We start from the raw sequence: 19751 nt of genomic DNA, 5'->3' as shown, positions 1-19751 counted from the left end.
TCCCTATTATAACATAACCATATTATAAGAACATACGTTCAAGTTCAAGTCAAGCTGGCCGGTCCATCATGAGTCCCGGAGCATGGCATCTGAAATTTCTTGCAGCTTAGCCTGGTTGGTGAATTCACCCTGAAGTAGGTCAGGCAAGATTTCTTCGATAAAGTACTGGACGCTGACCAAGTCTTTGAACTCCAAGATGGTGGCCAAGGATTCCTGGTAAATATCGGTAAAAAGGTCTTCTGGATTCCCTTTTTGGATCTCACCAAAGGACTCATAGAGGAGGTCAATTTTATCTGCTACCGATAAAATTTGTCCTTCCAAGCTGTCGTCCTTAGCTTCTCTCAACCGTTTTTTGTAAACCTCCTGAAAGCGTTCAGGAATTTCTTCGGCGATAAAATGCAGGGTCATCTTCTCCTCGACTTCAGCCAATCTTTGTCTAAGATTGGGATCAGCATACTTGACCGGGGTTTTGATATCTCCGATAAAGATTTCAGCATAGTCATGGTTGAGAGCTTTTTCATAGAGGACTTGCCAATTAATATCCCTGCCCTCTTGTTCTTCAACTGTACCCAAGAACTGGGCAATCTTGGTCACCTTAAAGGAGTGCTCGGCAACCGAGTGTTCTTCAAATTTAAACTTCCCCGGGCAACGGTAGATTTTTTCCAGGTCTGATAGGCTTTTAAAATAGGCGTGCATTCCCATGGGCATCACTTCTTTCTAATTTTATCTATCCTAGCAGGTTTTGGCGTAAAGGGCAAAAATTTTAAATATGACAAAAGCAGGATAGTCGCCTATCCTGCTCCATCTTGATCTTGCTTCATGACCAAGTCTTACTCTTCAAAATTTTCATAGTCATGGCTGATATTTAATTCCTTGATTTTACCGGTTTCGTGGTAAACAATCCACTCAGCAATATTGGTGATGTAGTCACCAATCCGCTCAATGGATGAACCAACTAGGGTGTAGTCGGTCGCTCCGAATGCTAGTTCAGGATCATCCACGACCCGTTTGACACTTTTTCGCTTCAGGTTATCTGTTATCTCATCGATTTCATCGTCGCGTTCATCAAAGTGAAGGGCTGCCTTGGTGTCCATCTCTACAAAGGCTTGAAGAACATCTTGACCCATAACTTTAATTTTTTCGCCAGCTTCAGCAATCATACCTTCAATTTCTTCAGACCGTTTGGATCCTTTAATCCGAATAGTGGCTTTGGCAATATTAACGGCGTGGTCGCCCATCCGTTCCAAGTCAGCTGATGCTTTCAAAATAGTAATGATGGTCCGCAAGTCAGCGGTCACCGGTTGTTGGAGGGCGATAATCTCAATACATTTCCCTTCTAGTTCAACTTCCAGTTGGTTGACACGGTCATCGTTTTCAATCACTTCTTTGGCTAATTTCTTGTCATGGTTGATGAAGGCCTTAATTGATTTATAGATGGCTTCATTAACTAGGTTACCCAATTGTGAAAAAGATCGATTCAACTCATTCAGTTCTTTGTCAAATGCAACTCTCATCTTTTACCCTCTTTCTAGTTTTTTTGATTATACAGGAAATAAGCTGATATTCAAGTATAGCGGATGCTAGGCGAAAGTCAAGTCTTTAACCAAATCGACCGGAAATGTAATTTTCTGTTCTTTCTTCACTTGGATTGGTAAAGAGTGTCTTAGTTTCGTCTTGCTCAATAATCCGGCCTTGGTAGAAAAAGGCAGTCCGGTCAGAAACACGAGAGGCTTGTTGCATATTGTGAGTAACCATGACAATAGTGTATTGTCTTTTCAATTCTTCGACTAGGTCTTCAATTTTAGAAGTAGAGATAGGGTCCAAAGCACTGGTTGGTTCGTCCATCAAGAGGACATCGGGTTCATTGGCAATCGCACGGGCAATACAGATCCGTTGTTGCTGACCACCAGAAATGGAAAGAGCGTTTCGGTCTAAGTGGTCTTTGACCTCGTCCCAAATGGCCGCTTGCTTCAAAGAAGTTTCGACAATTTCATCTAATTTAGACTTGTCTTTAATGCCGTGGGTTCTTGGACCATAAGCAATGTTGTCATAGATACTTTTAGGGAAGGGGTTAGGGTGTTGGAAGACCATCCCAACTTGCTTCCGGAGTTCAGTCAGGTCAATCCCCTTAGCATAGATATCCTTGCCGTCTAAGCGGATATCCCCTTCGATGCGGCAGTCTGGAACTAGGTCGTTCATCCGGTTCAAGGACTTAATGAGGGTTGATTTCCCACAACCAGACGGGCCAATAAAAGCAGTTACTTCGTTTTCGTAAACATCTAAATCCACTGAGTGCAAGGCTTGGAAATCACCGTAGTACAAATCCATGTTTTCAACTTGCATTTTAATATTTTTTTCAGACATTATTTGCCTCCCGTAGCTAATTTATTACTGACTAAGGTTGATAGACCGTTTAAGATTAAGACGAGGATAAAGAGGACAACGGCGGTTGCATAAGCTTCATTAACATACTGGCCTTCACTGGATAGGACATACATGTGGACAGCCATGGTCCGGCCTGAACTGGTCAAACTGGTTGGAATGTTGGTTGAAGACCCTAGGGTGTAAATCAAGGCAGCTGATTCACCGACCACCCGACCCATGGCCAAGATGACACCAGATAGGATCCCTGGCATGGCCACTGGTAGAACAACAGTAAAGATGGTTCTTAACTTACCAGCCCCCAAACCATAACTTGCTTCACGAAGTCCTCTTGGAACACCCATGAGGGCTTCTTCAGTTGCTCGGATAATCAAAGGCAAGATCATAATGGTAACCGTTAAGATACCAGAAGAAATAGAGAAAGAGAGGCCGAGGAAGGTGACGAAGAACAAGAAACCAAAAAGACCGTAGACAATGGATGGGACGGCCGCCAGCATGTCAGTTGCCATACTAATCAATTTGACAATAGGGTTGGACCGGTCGGCATATTCAACTAAGTAAAATCCTGTAAAGACACCAATTGGGGTTGCGATACCCAGTGTACCGATAACAGTATACAAGGTTGTAATAATGGCAGGCATCATAGACACGTTCTCAGTGGTATAGTTCAGTCTAAACATGTCCAAATTTAGAGCAGGTATACCATTAATTAAGATAAAACCGATGATGTAAAGCAGAACACCAAAGGTAATAAGTGCAGCTAAGTAGACAATTCCACGAATCACATGTTTGGATTGCATTATTGATTATCCCCCTTATTCTTAATGACGAGGAAGCTACCATTGATAATGAAGATAAAGACAAACAAGACAACTGCTGTCGCAATCAAGGCTTCCCGGTGCTCTCCTGTAGCGTAGCCCATCTCCAAGACAATATTAATGGTCAAGGTTCTCATCCCTTGCAGTAAGCCACCTGGCATAATCGGTTGGTTTCCAGCTACAAGAACAACGGCCATGGTTTCACCGATTGCCCGGCCAATACCCAAGACGACAGAGGACAAGACACCTGATTTGGCTGCAGGTACGAGGACGTTCATAACCGACCGTTCATGAGAAGCCCCCATGGCAATGGAGGCTGAATAGTAAGTACGTGGAACAGTCTTCAAGGCAGATTCGGACAGTTCAATGATGGTAGGTAAAATCATAATGGAAAGAATTAAAATGGCTGACAACATGCTGTAACCATTTCCGCCGAAGTTTTCCCGGACAGCTGGGACCAATAGTCTCAAGGCAAAGAAACCCATGACAATGGATGGAATGGAGGCCATCAGGGTAACAGCCGGTTTCAAGACCTTGTAAAGCCAGTCTGGGCAAAACTCTGCCATAAAGATGGCGGTTAAAACACCAACTGGGACACCCAAGATAGCCGCTCCAAGAGTAGCAAAAATGGAACCTGTTATCATCGGTAAGAGACCATACATGGGTGGATTATTCGACGGACGCCATTCGGTCCCAAAAATAAAGTCAAAAAAACCATAACGGAACATAATCGGAAGCCCGTTGGCAAAAATAAAGTAAATAATAGTCAATAAAGCAATGATGGACATCAATGCAGACACAAGGAAAACGCCTTGCATGACCTTTTCACCTGGCTTATTCATTTGTTCATCCCTTTCTTTTTGTTACTTTCGTTATATTAATTAACCAATAAAAGGGGCTTGAAGTTTCCATCCAAGCCCTTTTATCTTGTAGTCTATGCTTTTAGGCTACTACTTCTTATTCAAATTCTTCCCAAGTTGTGGTTTCGTTAAGGTAAATTGACTGCAACTGGTCAATTGTAATGTCATCAACTGGGTTTTCTGGGTTTACAATGACAGCAATACCGTCAATGGCAATGGATTCTACGCCACCAAGGTCAGCTTCTTCTTCTTCAGTAATGTCACGAGAAGACATACCAATATCAGCAGTACCGTCAATAGCAGCTGTAACACCAGCGCTTGAACCAGTAGAAGCAATGTCAAAAGTAACATCAGGGTTCACAGCATTGTATTCTTCAGTTAATTTTTCAATTAGAGGTGTAACAGAGGTTGATCCGTTAATTTGAACTTCACCTGAAACGTCGCCACCAGTAAATTCTTCTGCTCCATCGTCCACAGGAACTTCACCGTTTTCCTCAACAACTGCTTGTCCTTCAGCAGATAATACAAAGTCTAGGAAGTCTTGTGCTTGTTCGGAAAGATCTTCTCCGTATACAAGGTTGAAGTCACGAGCAATTTCGTAGTCACCAGCTTTGATGTTTTCTGGAGTTGGTTCAACTCCTTCAACTTGTAAGGCCTTCACGTCGTCGTTACCTTGAATAGCACCAACGGAAACGTAGCCAAGAGCGTAAAGGTCTTCTTGTACACCGGTGATGACAGCGTTCGTACCATCTTGGACTGTGATGGATTGGTCAATTTGGTCATTACCATCTTCATCTTCTAGTCCAACGATTTCAACAAAGGCTGAACGAGTACCGGACCCATCTTCACGAGTTGAAGCGTTAAGTGTGCTTGAGTAGTCAAAGTCACCGGCTGCTTGGTCGCCAGCTTCTTCTTCACCATCAGCTTCTTCGTCGCCGCCTTCTTCTTCACCTGCTTGGTCGTCACTAGATTCTTCGCCAGCGTCGTCAGCAGGAGCAGCTTCTTCAGTTTGGTCGTCTTGCGCTTCGTCTTGCGCTTCTTGGTCACATGCCGCTAAAATTAGCGAAACACTGAGTACTGACATCCATTTTGTTGCTTTTTTCAAAGTCATACGTCATAACTCTCCTTCAAAATTGAATTTTGATGGACCATTCTGTCCTTACTCCCTATAATACTGAAGAATTGTTGATAGTAAATCAAGTTAGTGTATAGACTGTGTAAAGGAATGTAAAGATAATGTAAATTTTAATGACTAGCTTAGTTTGATGCCTGACATGTCCGGGTCTTTCTCATCTTGGTAAAAGGGGAGGTAAAGGTAGAAGGCTGACCCTTGGCCTAGTTGACTTTCCACTTGGATCCGGCCTTCCATACCCTCGACTAGCCATTTAACAATGGATAGACCTAGACCTGTCCCACCAGCATTTCGGCTTCTTGCCTTGTCCACCCGGTAGAAGCGCTCAAATATCCTAGCCTGGTCTTTCTCTGGAATACCAATCCCATCATCCGCTATTTTAATAACAGCCTCATTGTTTTCTTGATAAATTTCTGTTTCCACATGACCTTGTTCTGGGGTATAGGTAATAGCATTGCCAATCAAGTTCATCGCCACCTGCTTCAGCTCGTCTTGGTTGACTAAAACTTGAACCTTGTCTTTGACATGTAGGTTCAAGCTAATCTGCTTACTTTCAGCTTTTTGCTGTAAAACCTGCATGACATCGGCAATAACCTGGTCGACGGCAACTGGACTCACCCCTTGCTGGCTTGGTCTTTGCTCTAGCCGGGATAATTGCAAAATATCTTGGACCATGGAATCCAAACGAGTAGATTCTTTGAGCATAATCTCTAGAAATTCGACTAAAAGATCTCTATCCTCCATAGCCCCGTCCAGTAGGGTCTCACTGAATCCTTTTAAAGCCGTAATAGGGGTCCGGAGTTCATGAGAGGCATTAGCTACAAAGTCAGTCCGAACCTGTTCTAGTCGTTTGATTTCAGTAATATCGTAAAAGAGAAGGACATAATCATTCTTTTCTTCTTCTTCCCTAATCGGGACAACATTTACGTCTAGTGTTTTTTCGTTTTGTAAGTAAAGGATAATTTCTTTATTTTGGGCCCTATTTTTCCGGATAGCCTTCTCCACCAATTGGATAATATCCGAACTATGGATAATATCACTGTAGACCCGGCCAATATTGCCATAAATATTGACCCCTAAAATTTCATTGGCCATGGGGTTGCAAACCGTAATTTCCCGATTTTCATTAATCAAGATGACCCCGACCACTAAGTTTTCTAACAGTTTGGTCAGTTGCTGGTCATTGTGCTTGATGGCATTGAACTGGGCTTTAAGGTTTTCGGCTAGGTCATTGATGGAGTCCCCTAATTCGTTGATATCGGAATAAGAAGACAAGGTGTAGCGGGCCTCGTAATTCTTATTGGCTAATTCATGGGTGACAGACTTGATTTCATCAATGGGCTTGCCAATCTTGTTGGTCCAATAATAGGTCATAAAGATAGTAATCAAAATAAGGATCAATAAGGAAATGGCTAGTAAACTAGATAGGAAAACCACAATTTGGTTTAAGTTATCGACGGTATTGGATATCCGAACAACTCCCAGCAAGTTACCCTCTTGGTCCGTGATTGCTTGAGCGGCATAGTACATGGACTGGTCGGTGGACATGCTTTGCCGGCTTGCCGTTTCAATTTGGCCGGACTGGACAGCCTCCATAAATTCTTCCCGATTAGCATGGTTTTCGGCCTGGTTTTCATCGACCTCTGTATCAAAGAGGACCTGGCCATCTGCATCCATCAGGGATATACGCTCCTGAAAGTAGTCCGACACTGCTTCAATCTGGTCTTGTAAGTCCCTCTCCGACTCTTTGGCAGTTGGGTTCCGGTCAATGCTATCAACTAGGACCTGCATTTGACCCTGGATCATCTCTTCTTGTTGGTTGGTAAACTGCCGGTGAGCCAAAAAGGCAAAGGAAACCAAGAGAGCAATGGACAAGATGGTGTTAACCAGGACAAAGTAGCCCACCATTCTTTTTCTTAACTGTTTCATCTAGGGGCCTCGAATTTGTAGCCAAAGCCTCTAGCCGTTTTAATGTATTGGGGATTTTTGGTATCTTCCTCTATTTTTTCACGGAGGTGGCTAATGTGAACATCGACAATCCGAGTTTCCCCTGTAAAATCGTAATTCCAAATAGCATTAAGGAGTTGCTCCCGGCTTAAAATCCGGCTTTGACGTTTGGCTAGGTAAAGTAGGAGGTCAAATTCTTTAGGGGTTAGGAGGATTTCTTGGCCTTTAACCCGAACCTTAAATTCGACCGGGTTAATCTCAATATCCCCGACTGTAATCAGTTTATTAGCAGAGACCTGGCTAGTGGTATTGTCAGATTCAACTGCCTTGTCATACCGTCTAAAGACAGCCTTCATCCGGGCAATGACTTCTCTGGGACTAAAGGGCTTGGTCATATAGTCATCAGCCCCGATCTCCAAGCCTATTATTTTATCCACTTCCGAATCTTTGGCTGTCAGCATGATAATGGGTGTGTCAACCTTCTCCCCACGCAACTGCCGGCAAACATCAATCCCATCCATGGATGGGAGCATCAAGTCCAAGATAATCATGTCGAAATCATTGGCTAAGGCTAGTTGGTAGCCTTCCCGACCATCTAGGGCGGTTTCCGTTGCAAAGCCTTCCTGCTCAATATTGTAACTTAAGAGTTTAGCAATTGAGCTTTCATCTTCAATTATTAAAACTTTCTTCATCATATATCCCTTCCTTGTCCTCTAACTTTTACATTAACCAGTCTGGGTCAGGCCAATCCCAACTCAGCCTAAGCATAACTTGGTTAATGATTAGTTTAATCAACCATATAGTAACACACTTTTTACGAAAAGCTATCACTCTTAACATAAGCTATACATTCTTGTATTATTCTTTAAACAAAAAATGATCCTGTCTGGCAATGAAGAATCCAAAGTTGGAACATTCATAGTCTTAGGTGTCCAAAAATAACCCTGGCCAGTGGAAAAGCATCACTATAAAAAAGCCAGGAAACTCTTTTTGAATTTCCTAGCTTTTAAGCTTAACTTTTAAATTTTTAAGAAACGGCGGATGGATAGTAATGAACCAAGACTGCCAATCACCACACCGATAGCAACCAAGACCCCAAGTAGGCCATACAAGAAGGGGTCGGGTGCTAAGAGGGCAAAGCTGGTTTGCGACAAGAGGGTCATCAAGCGGTCAAAGCCGTTAATGTAAATATAGGCAATGACAGCTGATGAAATTAGGGACCCCACTAAACCGATAATGGCACCTTCAAACAGGAAGGGCCAGCGAATGAAGGAGTTTTTAGCCCCGACTAGGCGCATGATTTCAATTTCCGTACTGCGGGAGAAAATGGCAATCCGAATGGTGTTGGATATTAAAAAGACGGCTGTAAAGATTAAAACGCCGATAACCACAAAACCTACATTCCGCATGGTCCGGGTCAAGCTGAAGAGTCGGTCAGCTTCAGCGCCTCCATAATTAACATCTTGGACAAAGTTAAAGTCTTCGATTTCACCAGCCAAGGCCTGGGTGGCTTCAGGACTAGTTGCGTGGACTATAAAAACATCATAAAGCGGGTTGTCATCCCCTTCTAAGAGGTCAAAGTCCTCACCGTAAACTCCAATAATGTTGTCCAACTCTTCATGGCGACTAGAGTAGGTCATGTCTGCCACATTATCCAAAGCCATGATCTTATCCCACAAAGCCTCCTGGTCGTCTTGGTCAGCCGCCAGGTCAATTGACACTCGGATATTCACATCATCTTCAATATCACTGGCCAACTTGTTCAAGTTTAAGACAGAGGCAAGCAAGGATCCCACCAAAAAGAGGGTGATGGCCACTGCCGCAATCGCGGCGACCGTCATCCAGCCATTCCGGCGCAGACTACGGAAGGCTTCTCCAATGTGACCAAAAAAAGTTCTAAACTTGGTAACCATACTCACCCTCCATTTCATCTCTGGCAATCCGGCCACTTTCAATGGCAATCACCCGGTGTTTGGCCTGGTTAACAATTTCTTGGTGGTGGGTCGCCATAATAACCGTAGTGCCTAAGCGGTTTACCTCCTCCAAGACTTGCAAGACCTCCCAGGAAGTATCTGGGTCCAAGTTACCGGTGGGTTCGTCGGCGATCAAAATCTTAGGGGTGTTGGCAATGGCCCGGGCGATGGCCACCCGCTGCTGCTCCCCACCAGAGATTTGGTCTGGGAACATTTTTTCTTTGTGCTTCAAGCCCACCAGGTCCAAAACTTGGTTGACCCGCTGCTGGATGACCCTAGGTTTTTGCTCAACCACCTTCATGGCATAGGCAACATTTTCATAGACGGTCAAGCGGGGGAGGAGTTTGAAGTCCTGAAAAACAACGCCGACTTCCCGTCTGAGGTTGGGGATATATTTTTTCTTCATTTTGCCGGTATCGTAATCATTAACCTGGACCTTCCCCCTAGTCGGAGCCTCCTCACGATAAATCAACTTGATAAAGGTAGACTTACCTGCCCCGGAGGGACCAACCAAGTAGACAAATTCCCCTTGGTCGATTTGGACCGACAACTTATTTAAAGCTGTAATCCCGTTATCGTATTTTTTATAAACGTTTTCCATTCTTATCATGCTATTCACCTATTCACTTTTCACTGGACTAAACTTGGCTAGCTCTTTCAGTGTAATATATCAATATGTTAAGGCGATTACAATATTATTTCAATCATAAATCAATTTGTGACCGCAAATAGGCTTCAATAAAGGGATCCAGGTCACCGTCCATCACTGCATCCGGGTTGCCAGACTCCAACTTGGTCCGGTGGTCTTTAACCATGGAGTATGGGTGGAAAACATAAGACCGGATTTGCGACCCCCAGCCAATTTCCTTCTGATCGCCTCTGGCCTGAGCCATTTCAGCTTCTTTTTCCTCTACTTGTTTTTGGTAAAGCTTAGATTTTAGCATGGTCATGGCTTGCTCGCGGTTTTGGAGTTGCGACCGGCCAGCTTGGCTCTGGACCACAAACCCTGTAGGTTGGTGGGTTATCCGGACAGCTGAATCTGTTTTGTTAACGTGCTGTCCCCCTGCCCCACTGGCCCGGTAGGTATCAATTCGAATATCTTCCGGCTTGACTTCAACCTCGATATCCTGGTCCAATTCTGGGGTCACTTCGCAAGAGACGAAAGAGGTGTGACGCCGTCCCGATGAGTCAAATGGAGAGATCCGGACTAAGCGATGGACACCCTTTTCTGCTTTCAGTAAACCATAGGCATTGGTCCCCTTGACTAAGAGGGAGACACTCTTAATACCTGCTTCGTCCCCTGCTTGGTAGTCTAGGACTTGATACTGGAAGCCTTTGCTGTCAATCCACCGGGTGTACATCCGGTAGAGCATCTGGCCCCAATCTTGCGACTCAGTCCCCCCTGCCCCAGGGTGGAGTTCTAAGATGGCGTTGTTGCCATCATATTCCTCATTAAGGAGGAGGCTAATTTCTAACTCATCTAACCGGTCATGAGCCTTTTGCAGGTTGGCTTCCAATTCAGCCAAGAGGTCTTGGTCCTCCCCTTCTTCTAGCATGGCTAGGATGGTTTCGTTTTCCTCGACCAAGCCTTGGACGGACTGGAATAAATTAACCTTCTCCTTCAATTGGTTACTCTGGTCAATAACTTCTTTGGCCTTGTCAGGATCATCCCAAAAGTCAGGCTGGGTCATGATTTCCTGGGCCTCTGCTAGGTCTGCCTGAATTTTTTCCAGGTCAAAGAGACCCCCTATACTTGGCTAGTGTTTGTCGCATTGTTTGTAAATCTTGTTCTATTTCAAATCGTTCCATTTTTACCTCCAAAAAAAAGAAAAGCAGGTGGCCTTGCCCCTGCTTTTACCGTTTTCCTGAACTTATCCCGTGACGGTATTGGTTTCGTCGTCATGGGAGTATTCATAGTCATCTTTCTTAGCCGGTCTTTTAGCTTTCTTACCCTTGCCGTCCGCACTAGCTTGTTCCCGCTGTAAGTTTTGTCTGATTTCAGACTTCATCAATAGGCGGGTGATTTCGTATTCAATTTCACCGATCATCTCTTCAAAGAGGCGGGCACCTTCTTGCTGGTATTCAGTCAAGGGATTGAACTGGCCGTAAGACCGGAGGCCAATCCCCTGTCGGAGTTGGTCCATCTCATCAATATGGTTGGTCCATTTGCGGTCAACCACACGTAGGGTGACAACTTTCTCGAATTCCAAGACTTGCTCTTCTCCATTAAATTGACTGATTTTTTCCTGGTAAGCTTCAGTAGTCAACTGGTTGAGATAGTCTCTGATGCCTTCCCGGTCCCGTCCATACAAGTCTTCCTTGGAAATGGAATCAGCCGGCAATAAAACTTGGTGGGCAAAATCAACTAACTGGTCTAAGTCCCATTTTGAGGAGTCATCGCTTTGGGTATTAATATTCACAGCCCCATCGATGGTACGACGGATAATTGGATTGACAACGTAAGAAAGAGAATCCTCTTCCATAATGACTTCTTGGCGTTGGGCGTAAATAACTTCCCGCTGTTCCCGCATAACATCATCATATTTCAAGACATTTCGACGGGTATCGTAGTTGTTCCCTTCCACCCTTTTTTGGGCTGATTCTACCTGGCGGGAGATCATCCGACTTTGGATCACTGCATCGTCACCAGAAATTTTCAGTTGCTCTAAAACAGACTGGATCCGCTCAGACCCAAACCGTCGCATGAGGTCATCTTCTAAGGACAAGTAAAATTGAGAAACACCCGGGTCCCCTTGCCGGCCTGACCGACCACGCAACTGGTTGTCAATCCGACGTGATTCGTGGCGTTCCGTCCCGATAACGGCTAGCCCACCCAGTTCTTTGACACCAGGGCCTAACTTGATATCAGTCCCCCGTCCAGCCATGTTGGTGGCGATGGTCACTGCACCAGGTTGACCAGCATTAACAATAATATCTGCTTCTTTAAAGTGGTTTTTGGCATTCAAAATTTCATGGGGGACGTCTAGTTCTTGCAGGTAGCGGGAGATAACTTCAGATGTTTCCACCGCTACGGTCCCAACTAAAACAGGTTGGCCAATTTCATGACGTTCCTTGATGTCCTGGGCTGCTGCCTTGAACTTGCTGTCCAAGGTAGGGTATAGGAGATCATCCTTGTCATCCCGGGCTACCGGTCTGTTGGTTGGAACAGCAATAACATCCATATTGTATATTTCTCGGAACTCTTCTTCCTCTGTCTTAGCTGTCCCGGTCATACCAGAGAGTTTGGCATAACGACGGAAAAAGTTCTGAAAGGTGATGGTAGCCATGGTTTTGGATTCTTTTTGAATTTCTACATCTTCTTTAGCTTCAATTGCCTGGTGGAGGCCGTCAGAATAACGGCGACCTTCCATTATCCGTCCCGTAAACTGGTCGACAATCTTGACTTCATCATCTTTAACCACATAGTCCTTGTCCAAGATCATAATGTAGTTAGCTCGTAAAGCCTGGTCTAGGTGGTGGATCAAGGTTTGGTTTTCCACATCATACAAGTTTTTAACATTGAAGGTATCCTCTGCTTTTTCAATACCTTCTTCAGTTAGGTTAATGGTTTTGGACTGAACATCAATGGTGTAATCCTCATCTTCTTTCAAACCCTTGACAAAGAAGTCAGTTCGAGTGTAGTAAGAAGTGGATCCTTCTGCTTGACCCGAAATAATAAGGGGGGTCCGGGCCTCGTCAATTAAAATCGAGTCGACCTCATCCAAGATAGCGAAGTTAAGGGGTCTTTGGACCATTTGTTCCTTGTAGACCACCATATTGTCTCTTAAGTAGTCAAAGCCTAACTCATTATTGGTTGAGTAAGTAATATCGCAATTGTAGGCATCCCGTTTTTCGTCGGCGTTCTTAGAGTTGAGGTTCAAACCAACCGTCAGCCCCATCCAACGGTAAAGCTCACCCATCTCTTCAGCATCCCGGGTGGCTAGGTAGTCGTTAACAGTGACAACATGGACACCCTTGCCAGAGATGGCATTTAAATAGACCGGCATAGTGGCTGTTAAGGTCTTCCCTTCACCAGTCTTCATCTCAGCAATGTTCCCTTCATGCAGGGCCATTCCCCCTTGCAACTGGACACGGAAGGGGTAAAGGCCCAAGACCCGCTTAGCTGCTTCCCGCATGGTAGCAAAGGTCTCTACTAGCATTTCATCCAAGCTTTCGCCATTGGCATATCGGGACTTAAATTCTTGAGTCCGGGCCTGTAATTCTTCGTCTGTTAACTCAGCCATATCATCTGATAAAGCTTCAATTTTATCAGCAATTTTACCGTAACGACGCAAGACTTTTTTATCATTATCAAAAAGACGTTTTAAGAAGTTCGCCATCTGATTCTTTCACCTCTAGATTATAGATCCATATCCCTTGTATTCATTATTTTCAATTTACATGATCCGGAAGATACTTCCCTATCATACCATGATTGATTTAGAAATAAAAGACTGCATTAAAAGCGCCCTTAACAATAATTTTACTGTTAAGAACGCTTTGTTTTAAAGGTCAATTCAAATGGTTGGCTAGATTATCTTAGCCTAGGTCTCGAGTAGGCCGTATTGGTCATCGTGGCGTTTGTAGACCAAGCTGACTCCTTCTGTTTCGGCATCTTCAAAAATAAAAAAGTCATGTCCTAGCAAGTCCATCTGTAAAACAGCTTCTTCCGGACTCATGGGCTTCAAGTCAACTTGCTTGATGCGGACGATAGAAGATGAAACATCCCCATCATCTTTGCTATTATCATCCAAAGCCGGCACATCACTATCCCACAAATCAGGGTCAATGGCTTCCGGCCGGGATAGGTTTTCCCGACGGATCTTGCGATTAACTTTAGTTTTATACTTTCGAATTTGTCGCTCAAGTTTATCTGCCACTAAGTCAATACTGCCGTACATATCTTGGGAGGTTTCCTCAGCCCGCAAGACAATGTTGGAGAGTGGGACAGTAACTTCCACTTTAGCACTTCGGTCGGAGTAAATTTTCAAGTTAACGTGGGCATCGACATTGGTCAATTCCTTGTTAAAATAACGCTCAATTTTTGAAATTTTTTTCTCAGTGTAGTCGCGCAAAGCATCTGTTACCTCAATGTTCTCACCGCGTATATTGAACCTTAACATAGTAATGCACCCTTCCATCTTCTACTAGACCGAGTCTAGCAAAAGCTATTCGTAATAAAGAATTAATAAAATTAACTCTTTATTTACCTTCATTATAGGTGATAGCGCTTCATTTATCAAGAAGTCCAACTTGTAAAATTCTTACTTTAGAAATTGGCAAGGATAGGTAGAATTACTTGATAAAGCAAGAACTGATGCCTCCCGGCTGACATTTTTTCGGTAAGGTCTAGGCCTAGCGACAAGGTCGGAGAACACTTTGCTTTTGTCCCTTCTGCCATAAAGGTCCTTAGTTGAAGATGTCCGCCGACTTAAGAAGATAGTTGAGTCATGGCAATTAACGGAAGAGGGACAAACTGTCCACCCGTCTAGCTCCCTGGTCAGTTAAAAGCCTTTTAGCATGGTAAAGGGTGCGGCCAGTAGTATAAACGTCATCGACCAGAAGGATATCCACTTGGGTCAAGTCCCCTGCCCCCCGGTAGGAAAAGGGCTGGTCGGTTCGCAAGCGGTCAGCCCTGGTTTTTTTAGCCTGGCCAAGGCCATGGCTCGTGTTGGCCAGTAAATCTTCATATTCAAAGGACAGGACACTAAGGATAACATCGATTTGGTTAAAACCCCGGTCCTTAAAGTGGGGAGTCGAAGAAGGAATGGGAACCAGTAGGTGGTTGGGGAAGTGTCTCTTGATGCATTCTCTCAAGACCTGGCCAAAAACCAGGCCAAAGCGGATATCCCCTTTCATCTTGAATTCAAACATCCAGTCCTTGGCAAAGTCATCGTAGTAAAACAAGGCTAAGTGCCGACCTGAGATGTCAGGGTACAGGTCTTGCCAAGCTTGGCAGTCGGCACAGACAGCCCCACTTTCAAGGTACTTAGAGCAAGTTGGACACATACTAGCTGGATCAACTTTTTGGAAACGGCTAAAACACTTGGGGCAAACCAGTCCTTGGTCAATGGGCTTCCACAAGAGTAGGTCTTTAAAAGAAATGGGTGCATGAAACTCTTCCTGGCAGTGGATACATTGGTCATTCATGTAATAACCCCCGCTTTCTTGCTAGTTTATTCATCAATTTAATTTGCTTGACTGCCCGCTTCATGGCCAGGCTGGTCTCATGATAAAAAAATAGGATGTCCCCGGTCGGATAGTCAGGTGACCGGCCTACCCGTCCCGAAATTTGAACCAAGGAGGATTCGGTAAAAACCCGGTCACAAGCCCCTACTACCAAGACGTCAATATTGGGAAAGGTTACCCCTCTTTCTAGGATGGTGGTAGTCACTAAAAAATCCAGCTCTTGCCGTCTCATGGCTATGACCTTGCTTTTACGGTCGGGATCCTGGGCATGGACAGTAGCAAACTTAGCCTGGGGAAACTTGGCTTCAAGGACCCCCTCCCATTGCTTGGACCAGGCAATATTGGGTAGGAAAATTAAAAAGCGGCGCCCTGCTTGGAGGCGACTGGCGATGGCCCGGTCAACCGGGGTCTTCCCTGCCTTCTTGAGTAAGTTGACTTGCCAATTTTTAGATCGCTTCAGCTTTGGAACTGGCAGGGGGTGACCATGGTAGCGGGCCGGCAGGATAGTGGCTTGGATTTTCTTTTGTTTGATTTGCTTCTGCATCTGCCGGTTAGGAGTGGCCGTTAGGTAGATTAATGCCGAGTTCTCCTTCCGGGCCTGGTCTGCCCCTCTTTGCAAGACGAGGTCAGTGTCAAAGGGGAAGGCATCAATTTCATCAATGATGAGAAGGTCAAAGGCTTGCTTGAACCGTAAGAGCTGGTGGGTGGTAGCGATGGTCATCTGGCGATAGACATAGTCTTCTTCCATTTGACCATAGAGGAGGGAAATAGCAAGTTTAGGGAAGGCTGCCTGGAGCCTGGGATAAAGTTCTAGACAAACATCCACCCGGGGGGAAGCCAAGCCAATCCGGTAACCTTTCTCAATAGCCAGGGCCAAGCCCTTAAAGAGCATTTCAGTTTTACCTGCCCCGGCCACAGCCCATACCAGGAGGGTTCGCCGGTTGAGGATAGCTTGGACAATATCTTGGGCAGCCAAGTCTTGTTGGCTCGACAGCTGTCCTTGCCAGGCCAGGGGATCTTTTATCTTAGGAAAACGATTCTCCTCTTCAATATGGTAAAAGGACAGGCATCTTTTGACCTTGCCCATTTGAATACACTGAGTACAGTAACCACATTCTTGGCCACATTGGCAAAAAGTAGGTTTAATAGGGACAACATGGGCTCCGCACCGACGGCAAATCCACTTGCCTGACTTTTCCTCAAAAGCCGGATAGCTTTGAAGCTTTTTGTTGGACGCCGGGTCGAACTCTAAGGGTAATTCCCGTGCTAAAAGCTGCCGGCCGTATAGTAATTCCTCTTTCATTTCACCACCTCACCTATATATACGCAAAAAAGATGGAAAATCATTTTTTCTTCTTAATAATTTTATAAAGATTTTTCCGACTTAACCGACTATTATGTTACAATGTACTGGAAATAGGTAGGTGTCTTTATGGAATCATACTACACAATTAAGGAAGCGGGCAGTTATGAAATTGAAATTAACAAATCCCGCTTTATTTGCCAGATGTCCCGGACGGAGACCGAAGACCAAGCCAATGGTTTTATCGAGTCCGTTAAAAAAGACCACTACAAGGCCACCCATAATTGTTCAGCCTACACCATTGGAATGAAGGATGACATTCAAAAGGCCCATGACGACGGTGAGCCCAGTGGGACAGCCGGTGTGCCGATGCTGGAAATTCTCAAAAAGCGGGAACTGAAGAATGTGACCGCTGTGGTTACCCGGTATTTTGGCGGGAAGAAACTAGGAGCTGGTGGCTTGATCCGGGCTTATAGTGGGGCAGTCAATGATGCAGTGAAAGCTATTGGTGTAGTTAAACGCCAATCCTTACAAGCCCTCGATGTGACCGTTCCCTACCCGGTTTCTGGCAGTTTAGAAAATGCTTTGAGAGAATCCGACTACCTCTTAAACGATACCGAATACACAGACCAGGTAACTTTTAAATGCTTTGTCGAACCTGAACAAGTGGACCAATTTAAGTCAGAAGTGACTGAATGGACCAATGACCAGGCTAGTTTCCACCTGGGTGCCAAAGCTTACATCGATATTGACCAAGAAATCAATTAAAGAAAGAGGAAGTTTATGCGTGGTAACCAACATAAAAAGAATAAGTGGCTAAGGATAGTCTTGTTTTTTATTGCTGGTATCATGCTCATTGTTGGTGGTATCTTTGGTTATTATGCCTACCGAACCAACCAATTTGTCCAAGAAGTTTCTGTAGCCCAAGAAGAAAGACCACAAGACCAGTTAGACTACAACCAGATCCAAGAGAAGAAACCTTTTTCTATCTTACTGCTGGGCATGGATATGGATAATGGTCTGACTTCACGGACCGATACCATTATGGTGGCTAGCATCAATCCGGACTCAGAAGATATTAAACTCGTCTCCATCCCAAGGGACACCCTGGTCGAAACGGATTTTGGTCTTACTGAGAAAATTAATGCCATGTACACTTATGGCGGGATTGACCTCATGATCAAGGAAGTTGAAAAACTCCTAGACATCCCCATCTCCCACTACGCCATTTTGGACTTCCAAGGTTTGGCTGACTTGGTTGATGCTGTCGGGGGAATCCGGATTAAGTCTGACCTTGCCTTTACTGAAAGTAATAGTTTGGGTGGGGGCCAACCTATCGAAATCCAAGAGGGCTGGCAAGAGCTGAACGGGGAAGAAGCACTGGGCTTTGCCCGGATGCGGAAGCAGGATCCCAAAGGTGATTATGGTCGGCAGGAACGCCAGCAAAAAGTCATCAAGGCCCTGGCCCGGGAATTCACGACCATGAATGTCCTGGCCAAGTTTAACCCCATTTTAAATGCCATCTCCCCCCACCTGTCTACCAACTTAGATGGTGAGCAGATGCTGACCTTGGCCATGAACTACCGAGAGGCAGCACAAGATATTGAGACTTTCCTGATGGATGGCTCTGACACAACAATCTTCTTCCCTCATTACGGCTTCAATGTTTATGGACTAGAGCCCGACCCAGACAGTTTGGAAGACCTGTCAGATACCTTCCAAGACCACTTGGAGGTTAAAGGTCTCCATGATGGTAGGGCAAACTTGCAAACAGATGAGGAACTTGATTCCTAAACACCCGCTTGACTGAATACCGAAAAGACTCTACATTTTTGACCTTACTAGCTTAATAGAGTCAATTTTATTGAGGCAACTTCTTCCAGTTGCCTTTTTCTAATGGACGGGTTGGGCATGGAGGTCTTGCTTGCTAGTGAAAGCTTGCAAGGGGTTAGTCATTCAGTACTTTCAGACGTGAAAGGCGACAATGGGCTAGCCGTTCGGTACTTTCGATCTTGAAAGGCGACAATGAGCTAGCCGTTCGGTACTTTCAGACGTGAAAGGCGATAATGGGGTAGTCATTCGGTACTTTTAGACTTGAAACTGGACAATAATTCAAAATAGGGAAGTTTCGGAATTGAAACTGGACAATAATTCAAAATAGGGAAGTTTTGGAAGTCAAGTTTATACTTCCCAAAAATCCAACTTCCCCCCGGGATTACTGTCTAAGAAACACCAATGCATGCCCCACAATTATCAAATAGCGGACAAGCAAAAACAAGGGTCCCCCAATCTTGCACCTCACCAATGCTATTTGACAAAGAAAAAAGCAAGGACAAGCTGAACTCGCCTGCCCTTGCTCTTTTGATTTTTTAGGTTCTAAAATATTGAGTCTTGGTGGGCCAAACCTACCAAAACTTTTTTTATTTGCTTGACCGGATGACCATTTCATACCGGTCGCCGACATACTTGGATCGGACGTATTCAAAGGCTTGGCCTTCCTGACTATAAGTAACTTGGCGCAAGCTCAAGATGGCATCGCCCCGGTTGATTTCCAACATATCCGCCACAGCTTCATTGGCCCAACTAGCCGATATGGTTTGGTCAGCATAGGCTACTTGGAGAATGCCTTCTTCCTCCAAGCTCTGGTAGAGGTGGCTGGTAATGTTTTCCTTACTCAACTGGTCGGCAATCCTGTTAGGGATGGATGCCTGTTCATAGCAAATGGGGACCTGGTCGGCATAGCGAACCCGCTCCAAGACCAGGACTTTTTCACCGGCTTGGAGTTGCATTTGTCCACTTCACTGGAATTGGCATTTTTGGTATAGTAGGCAACCAGCTTGCTAGAGGGTTGCTTGCCCAGTTTTTCAACCGTTTCAGTAAAACTGGCCAGGCCGTTAAGCTTTTCTTTGATCTTACTAACGGAAACATAGGTCCCAGACCCTACTCGCCGTTCTAGTATACCATCAGCCACCAAGCTGTTGATGGCTGCTCTGGCGGTCATTCGGCTAACATTGTAGCGGTCGGCCAAGTTGCGTTCGGAAGGGATCTTCTGCCCTTCCTTCCAAAGACCTTGTTTAATTTGCTCTCGCATTTGATTGTGAATCTTAATGTAAACAGATAGTTCTTGGTCTGTCAATGTTAGCCCCC

General features: G+C 44.9%; 16 protein-coding genes and 2 pseudogenes. 2 read left to right on the top strand and 16 right to left on the bottom strand.

Going from position 1 to position 19751, the window contains the following annotated elements; translation table 11 throughout:
- Positions 1 to 66 precede the first annotated feature (66 nt).
- From HMPREF9698_RS06580 to HMPREF9698_RS06510, 15 genes and pseudogenes are all read right to left on the bottom strand, one after another.
- Positions 67 to 702 carry an HD domain-containing protein gene (locus tag HMPREF9698_RS06580; RefSeq protein WP_003778556.1) on the bottom strand — a complete coding sequence of 212 codons (636 nt, stop codon included), beginning with the start codon at positions 700 to 702 and terminating at the stop codon, positions 67 to 69.
- A gap of 128 nt (positions 703 to 830) precedes the next feature.
- Complete coding sequence (phoU, locus tag HMPREF9698_RS06575) at positions 831 to 1514, bottom strand: phosphate signaling complex protein PhoU (protein ID WP_003778555.1); 684 nt, start codon at positions 1512 to 1514, stop codon at positions 831 to 833.
- A gap of 85 nt (positions 1515 to 1599) precedes the next feature.
- Positions 1600 to 2364: a phosphate ABC transporter ATP-binding protein PstB gene (gene pstB / locus HMPREF9698_RS06570; protein ID WP_003778553.1), complete on the bottom strand. Its 765-nt coding sequence runs from the start codon at positions 2362 to 2364 to the stop codon at positions 1600 to 1602.
- A complete protein-coding gene (gene pstA, locus HMPREF9698_RS06565) occupies positions 2364 to 3182 on the bottom strand; it encodes a phosphate ABC transporter permease PstA (protein ID WP_003778551.1) in 819 nt (272 codons plus the stop codon). The genes pstB and pstA overlap by 1 nt, the downstream gene beginning before the upstream one ends.
- A complete protein-coding gene (gene pstC / locus HMPREF9698_RS06560) occupies positions 3182 to 4042 on the bottom strand; it encodes a phosphate ABC transporter permease subunit PstC (protein ID WP_003778550.1) in 861 nt (286 codons plus the stop codon). Before pstC ends, pstA begins: the two co-directional genes overlap by 1 nt.
- A gap of 115 nt (positions 4043 to 4157) precedes the next feature.
- Positions 4158 to 5171: a substrate-binding domain-containing protein gene (locus tag HMPREF9698_RS06555; RefSeq protein WP_003778548.1), complete on the bottom strand. Its 1014-nt coding sequence runs from the start codon at positions 5169 to 5171 to the stop codon at positions 4158 to 4160.
- Between the two features lie 141 nt (positions 5172 to 5312).
- Positions 5313 to 7121, bottom strand: coding sequence for a two-component system histidine kinase PnpS (gene pnpS / locus HMPREF9698_RS06550; RefSeq protein WP_003778547.1), 1809 nt, complete (start codon positions 7119 to 7121; stop codon positions 5313 to 5315).
- Positions 7118 to 7831 (bottom strand): response regulator transcription factor, encoded by a 714-nt coding sequence (locus HMPREF9698_RS06545; RefSeq protein WP_040292751.1) that lies wholly within the window; start codon positions 7829 to 7831, stop codon positions 7118 to 7120. Before HMPREF9698_RS06545 ends, pnpS begins: the two co-directional genes overlap by 4 nt.
- Positions 7832 to 8158: 327 nt before the next feature.
- Positions 8159 to 9052, bottom strand: a complete 894-nt coding sequence (ftsX, locus tag HMPREF9698_RS06540) for a permease-like cell division protein FtsX (RefSeq protein ID WP_003778542.1) — start codon at positions 9050 to 9052, stop codon at positions 8159 to 8161.
- Positions 9036 to 9722, bottom strand: a complete 687-nt coding sequence (ftsE, locus tag HMPREF9698_RS06535; RefSeq protein ID WP_003778540.1) for a cell division ATP-binding protein FtsE — start codon at positions 9720 to 9722, stop codon at positions 9036 to 9038. The genes ftsX and ftsE overlap by 17 nt, the downstream gene beginning before the upstream one ends.
- 94 nt (positions 9723 to 9816) lie before the next feature.
- Positions 9817 to 10921, bottom strand: a protein-coding gene (gene prfB, locus HMPREF9698_RS06530) for a peptide chain release factor 2 (protein WP_115629215.1) whose coding sequence is annotated in 2 segments (ribosomal slippage) — positions 9817 to 10848 and positions 10850 to 10921 — 1104 coding nt in all. Because the reading frame shifts where the segments join, the coding sequence is not laid out codon by codon here.
- A gap of 155 nt (positions 10922 to 11076) precedes the next feature.
- Positions 11077 to 13452 (bottom strand): annotated as a pseudogene (secA, locus tag HMPREF9698_RS06525) (preprotein translocase subunit SecA); the annotation flags it as partial.
- Between the two features lie 204 nt (positions 13453 to 13656).
- Entirely contained in the window at positions 13657 to 14235 is a 579-nt protein-coding gene (hpf, locus tag HMPREF9698_RS06520; protein ID WP_003778535.1) for a ribosome hibernation-promoting factor, HPF/YfiA family, read from the bottom strand.
- 334 nt (positions 14236 to 14569) lie between these two features.
- Positions 14570 to 15262, bottom strand: a complete 693-nt coding sequence (locus HMPREF9698_RS06515; RefSeq protein ID WP_003778533.1) for a ComF family protein — start codon at positions 15260 to 15262, stop codon at positions 14570 to 14572.
- A complete protein-coding gene (locus HMPREF9698_RS06510) occupies positions 15255 to 16604 on the bottom strand; it encodes an ATP-dependent helicase ComFA (protein WP_003778531.1) in 1350 nt (449 codons plus the stop codon). The genes HMPREF9698_RS06515 and HMPREF9698_RS06510 overlap by 8 nt, the downstream gene beginning before the upstream one ends.
- Before the next feature lie 129 nt (positions 16605 to 16733).
- Between HMPREF9698_RS06510 and HMPREF9698_RS06505 the strand changes: the two genes are divergently transcribed.
- Both HMPREF9698_RS06505 and HMPREF9698_RS06500 read left to right on the top strand, forming a co-directional pair.
- Positions 16734 to 17372, top strand: coding sequence for a YigZ family protein (locus HMPREF9698_RS06505; protein ID WP_003778529.1), 639 nt, complete (start codon positions 16734 to 16736; stop codon positions 17370 to 17372).
- 15 nt (positions 17373 to 17387) lie between these two features.
- Complete coding sequence (locus HMPREF9698_RS06500; RefSeq protein WP_003778527.1) at positions 17388 to 18398, top strand: LCP family protein; 1011 nt, start codon at positions 17388 to 17390, stop codon at positions 18396 to 18398.
- Between the two features lie 626 nt (positions 18399 to 19024).
- On the opposite strand, the pseudogene HMPREF9698_RS06495 reads toward HMPREF9698_RS06500, so the two are convergent.
- Positions 19025 to 19695 (bottom strand): annotated as a pseudogene (locus HMPREF9698_RS06495) (GntR family transcriptional regulator).
- Positions 19696 to 19751 lie beyond the last annotated feature (56 nt).

This window comes from Alloiococcus otitis ATCC 51267, from assembly GCF_000315445.1.
In the GTDB taxonomy this organism is placed as follows: domain Bacteria; phylum Bacillota; class Bacilli; order Lactobacillales; family Carnobacteriaceae_A; genus Alloiococcus; species Alloiococcus otitis.
Note: the sequence above shows the minus strand (reverse complement) of the source record. Positions and strands in the feature narration are given on the sequence as shown.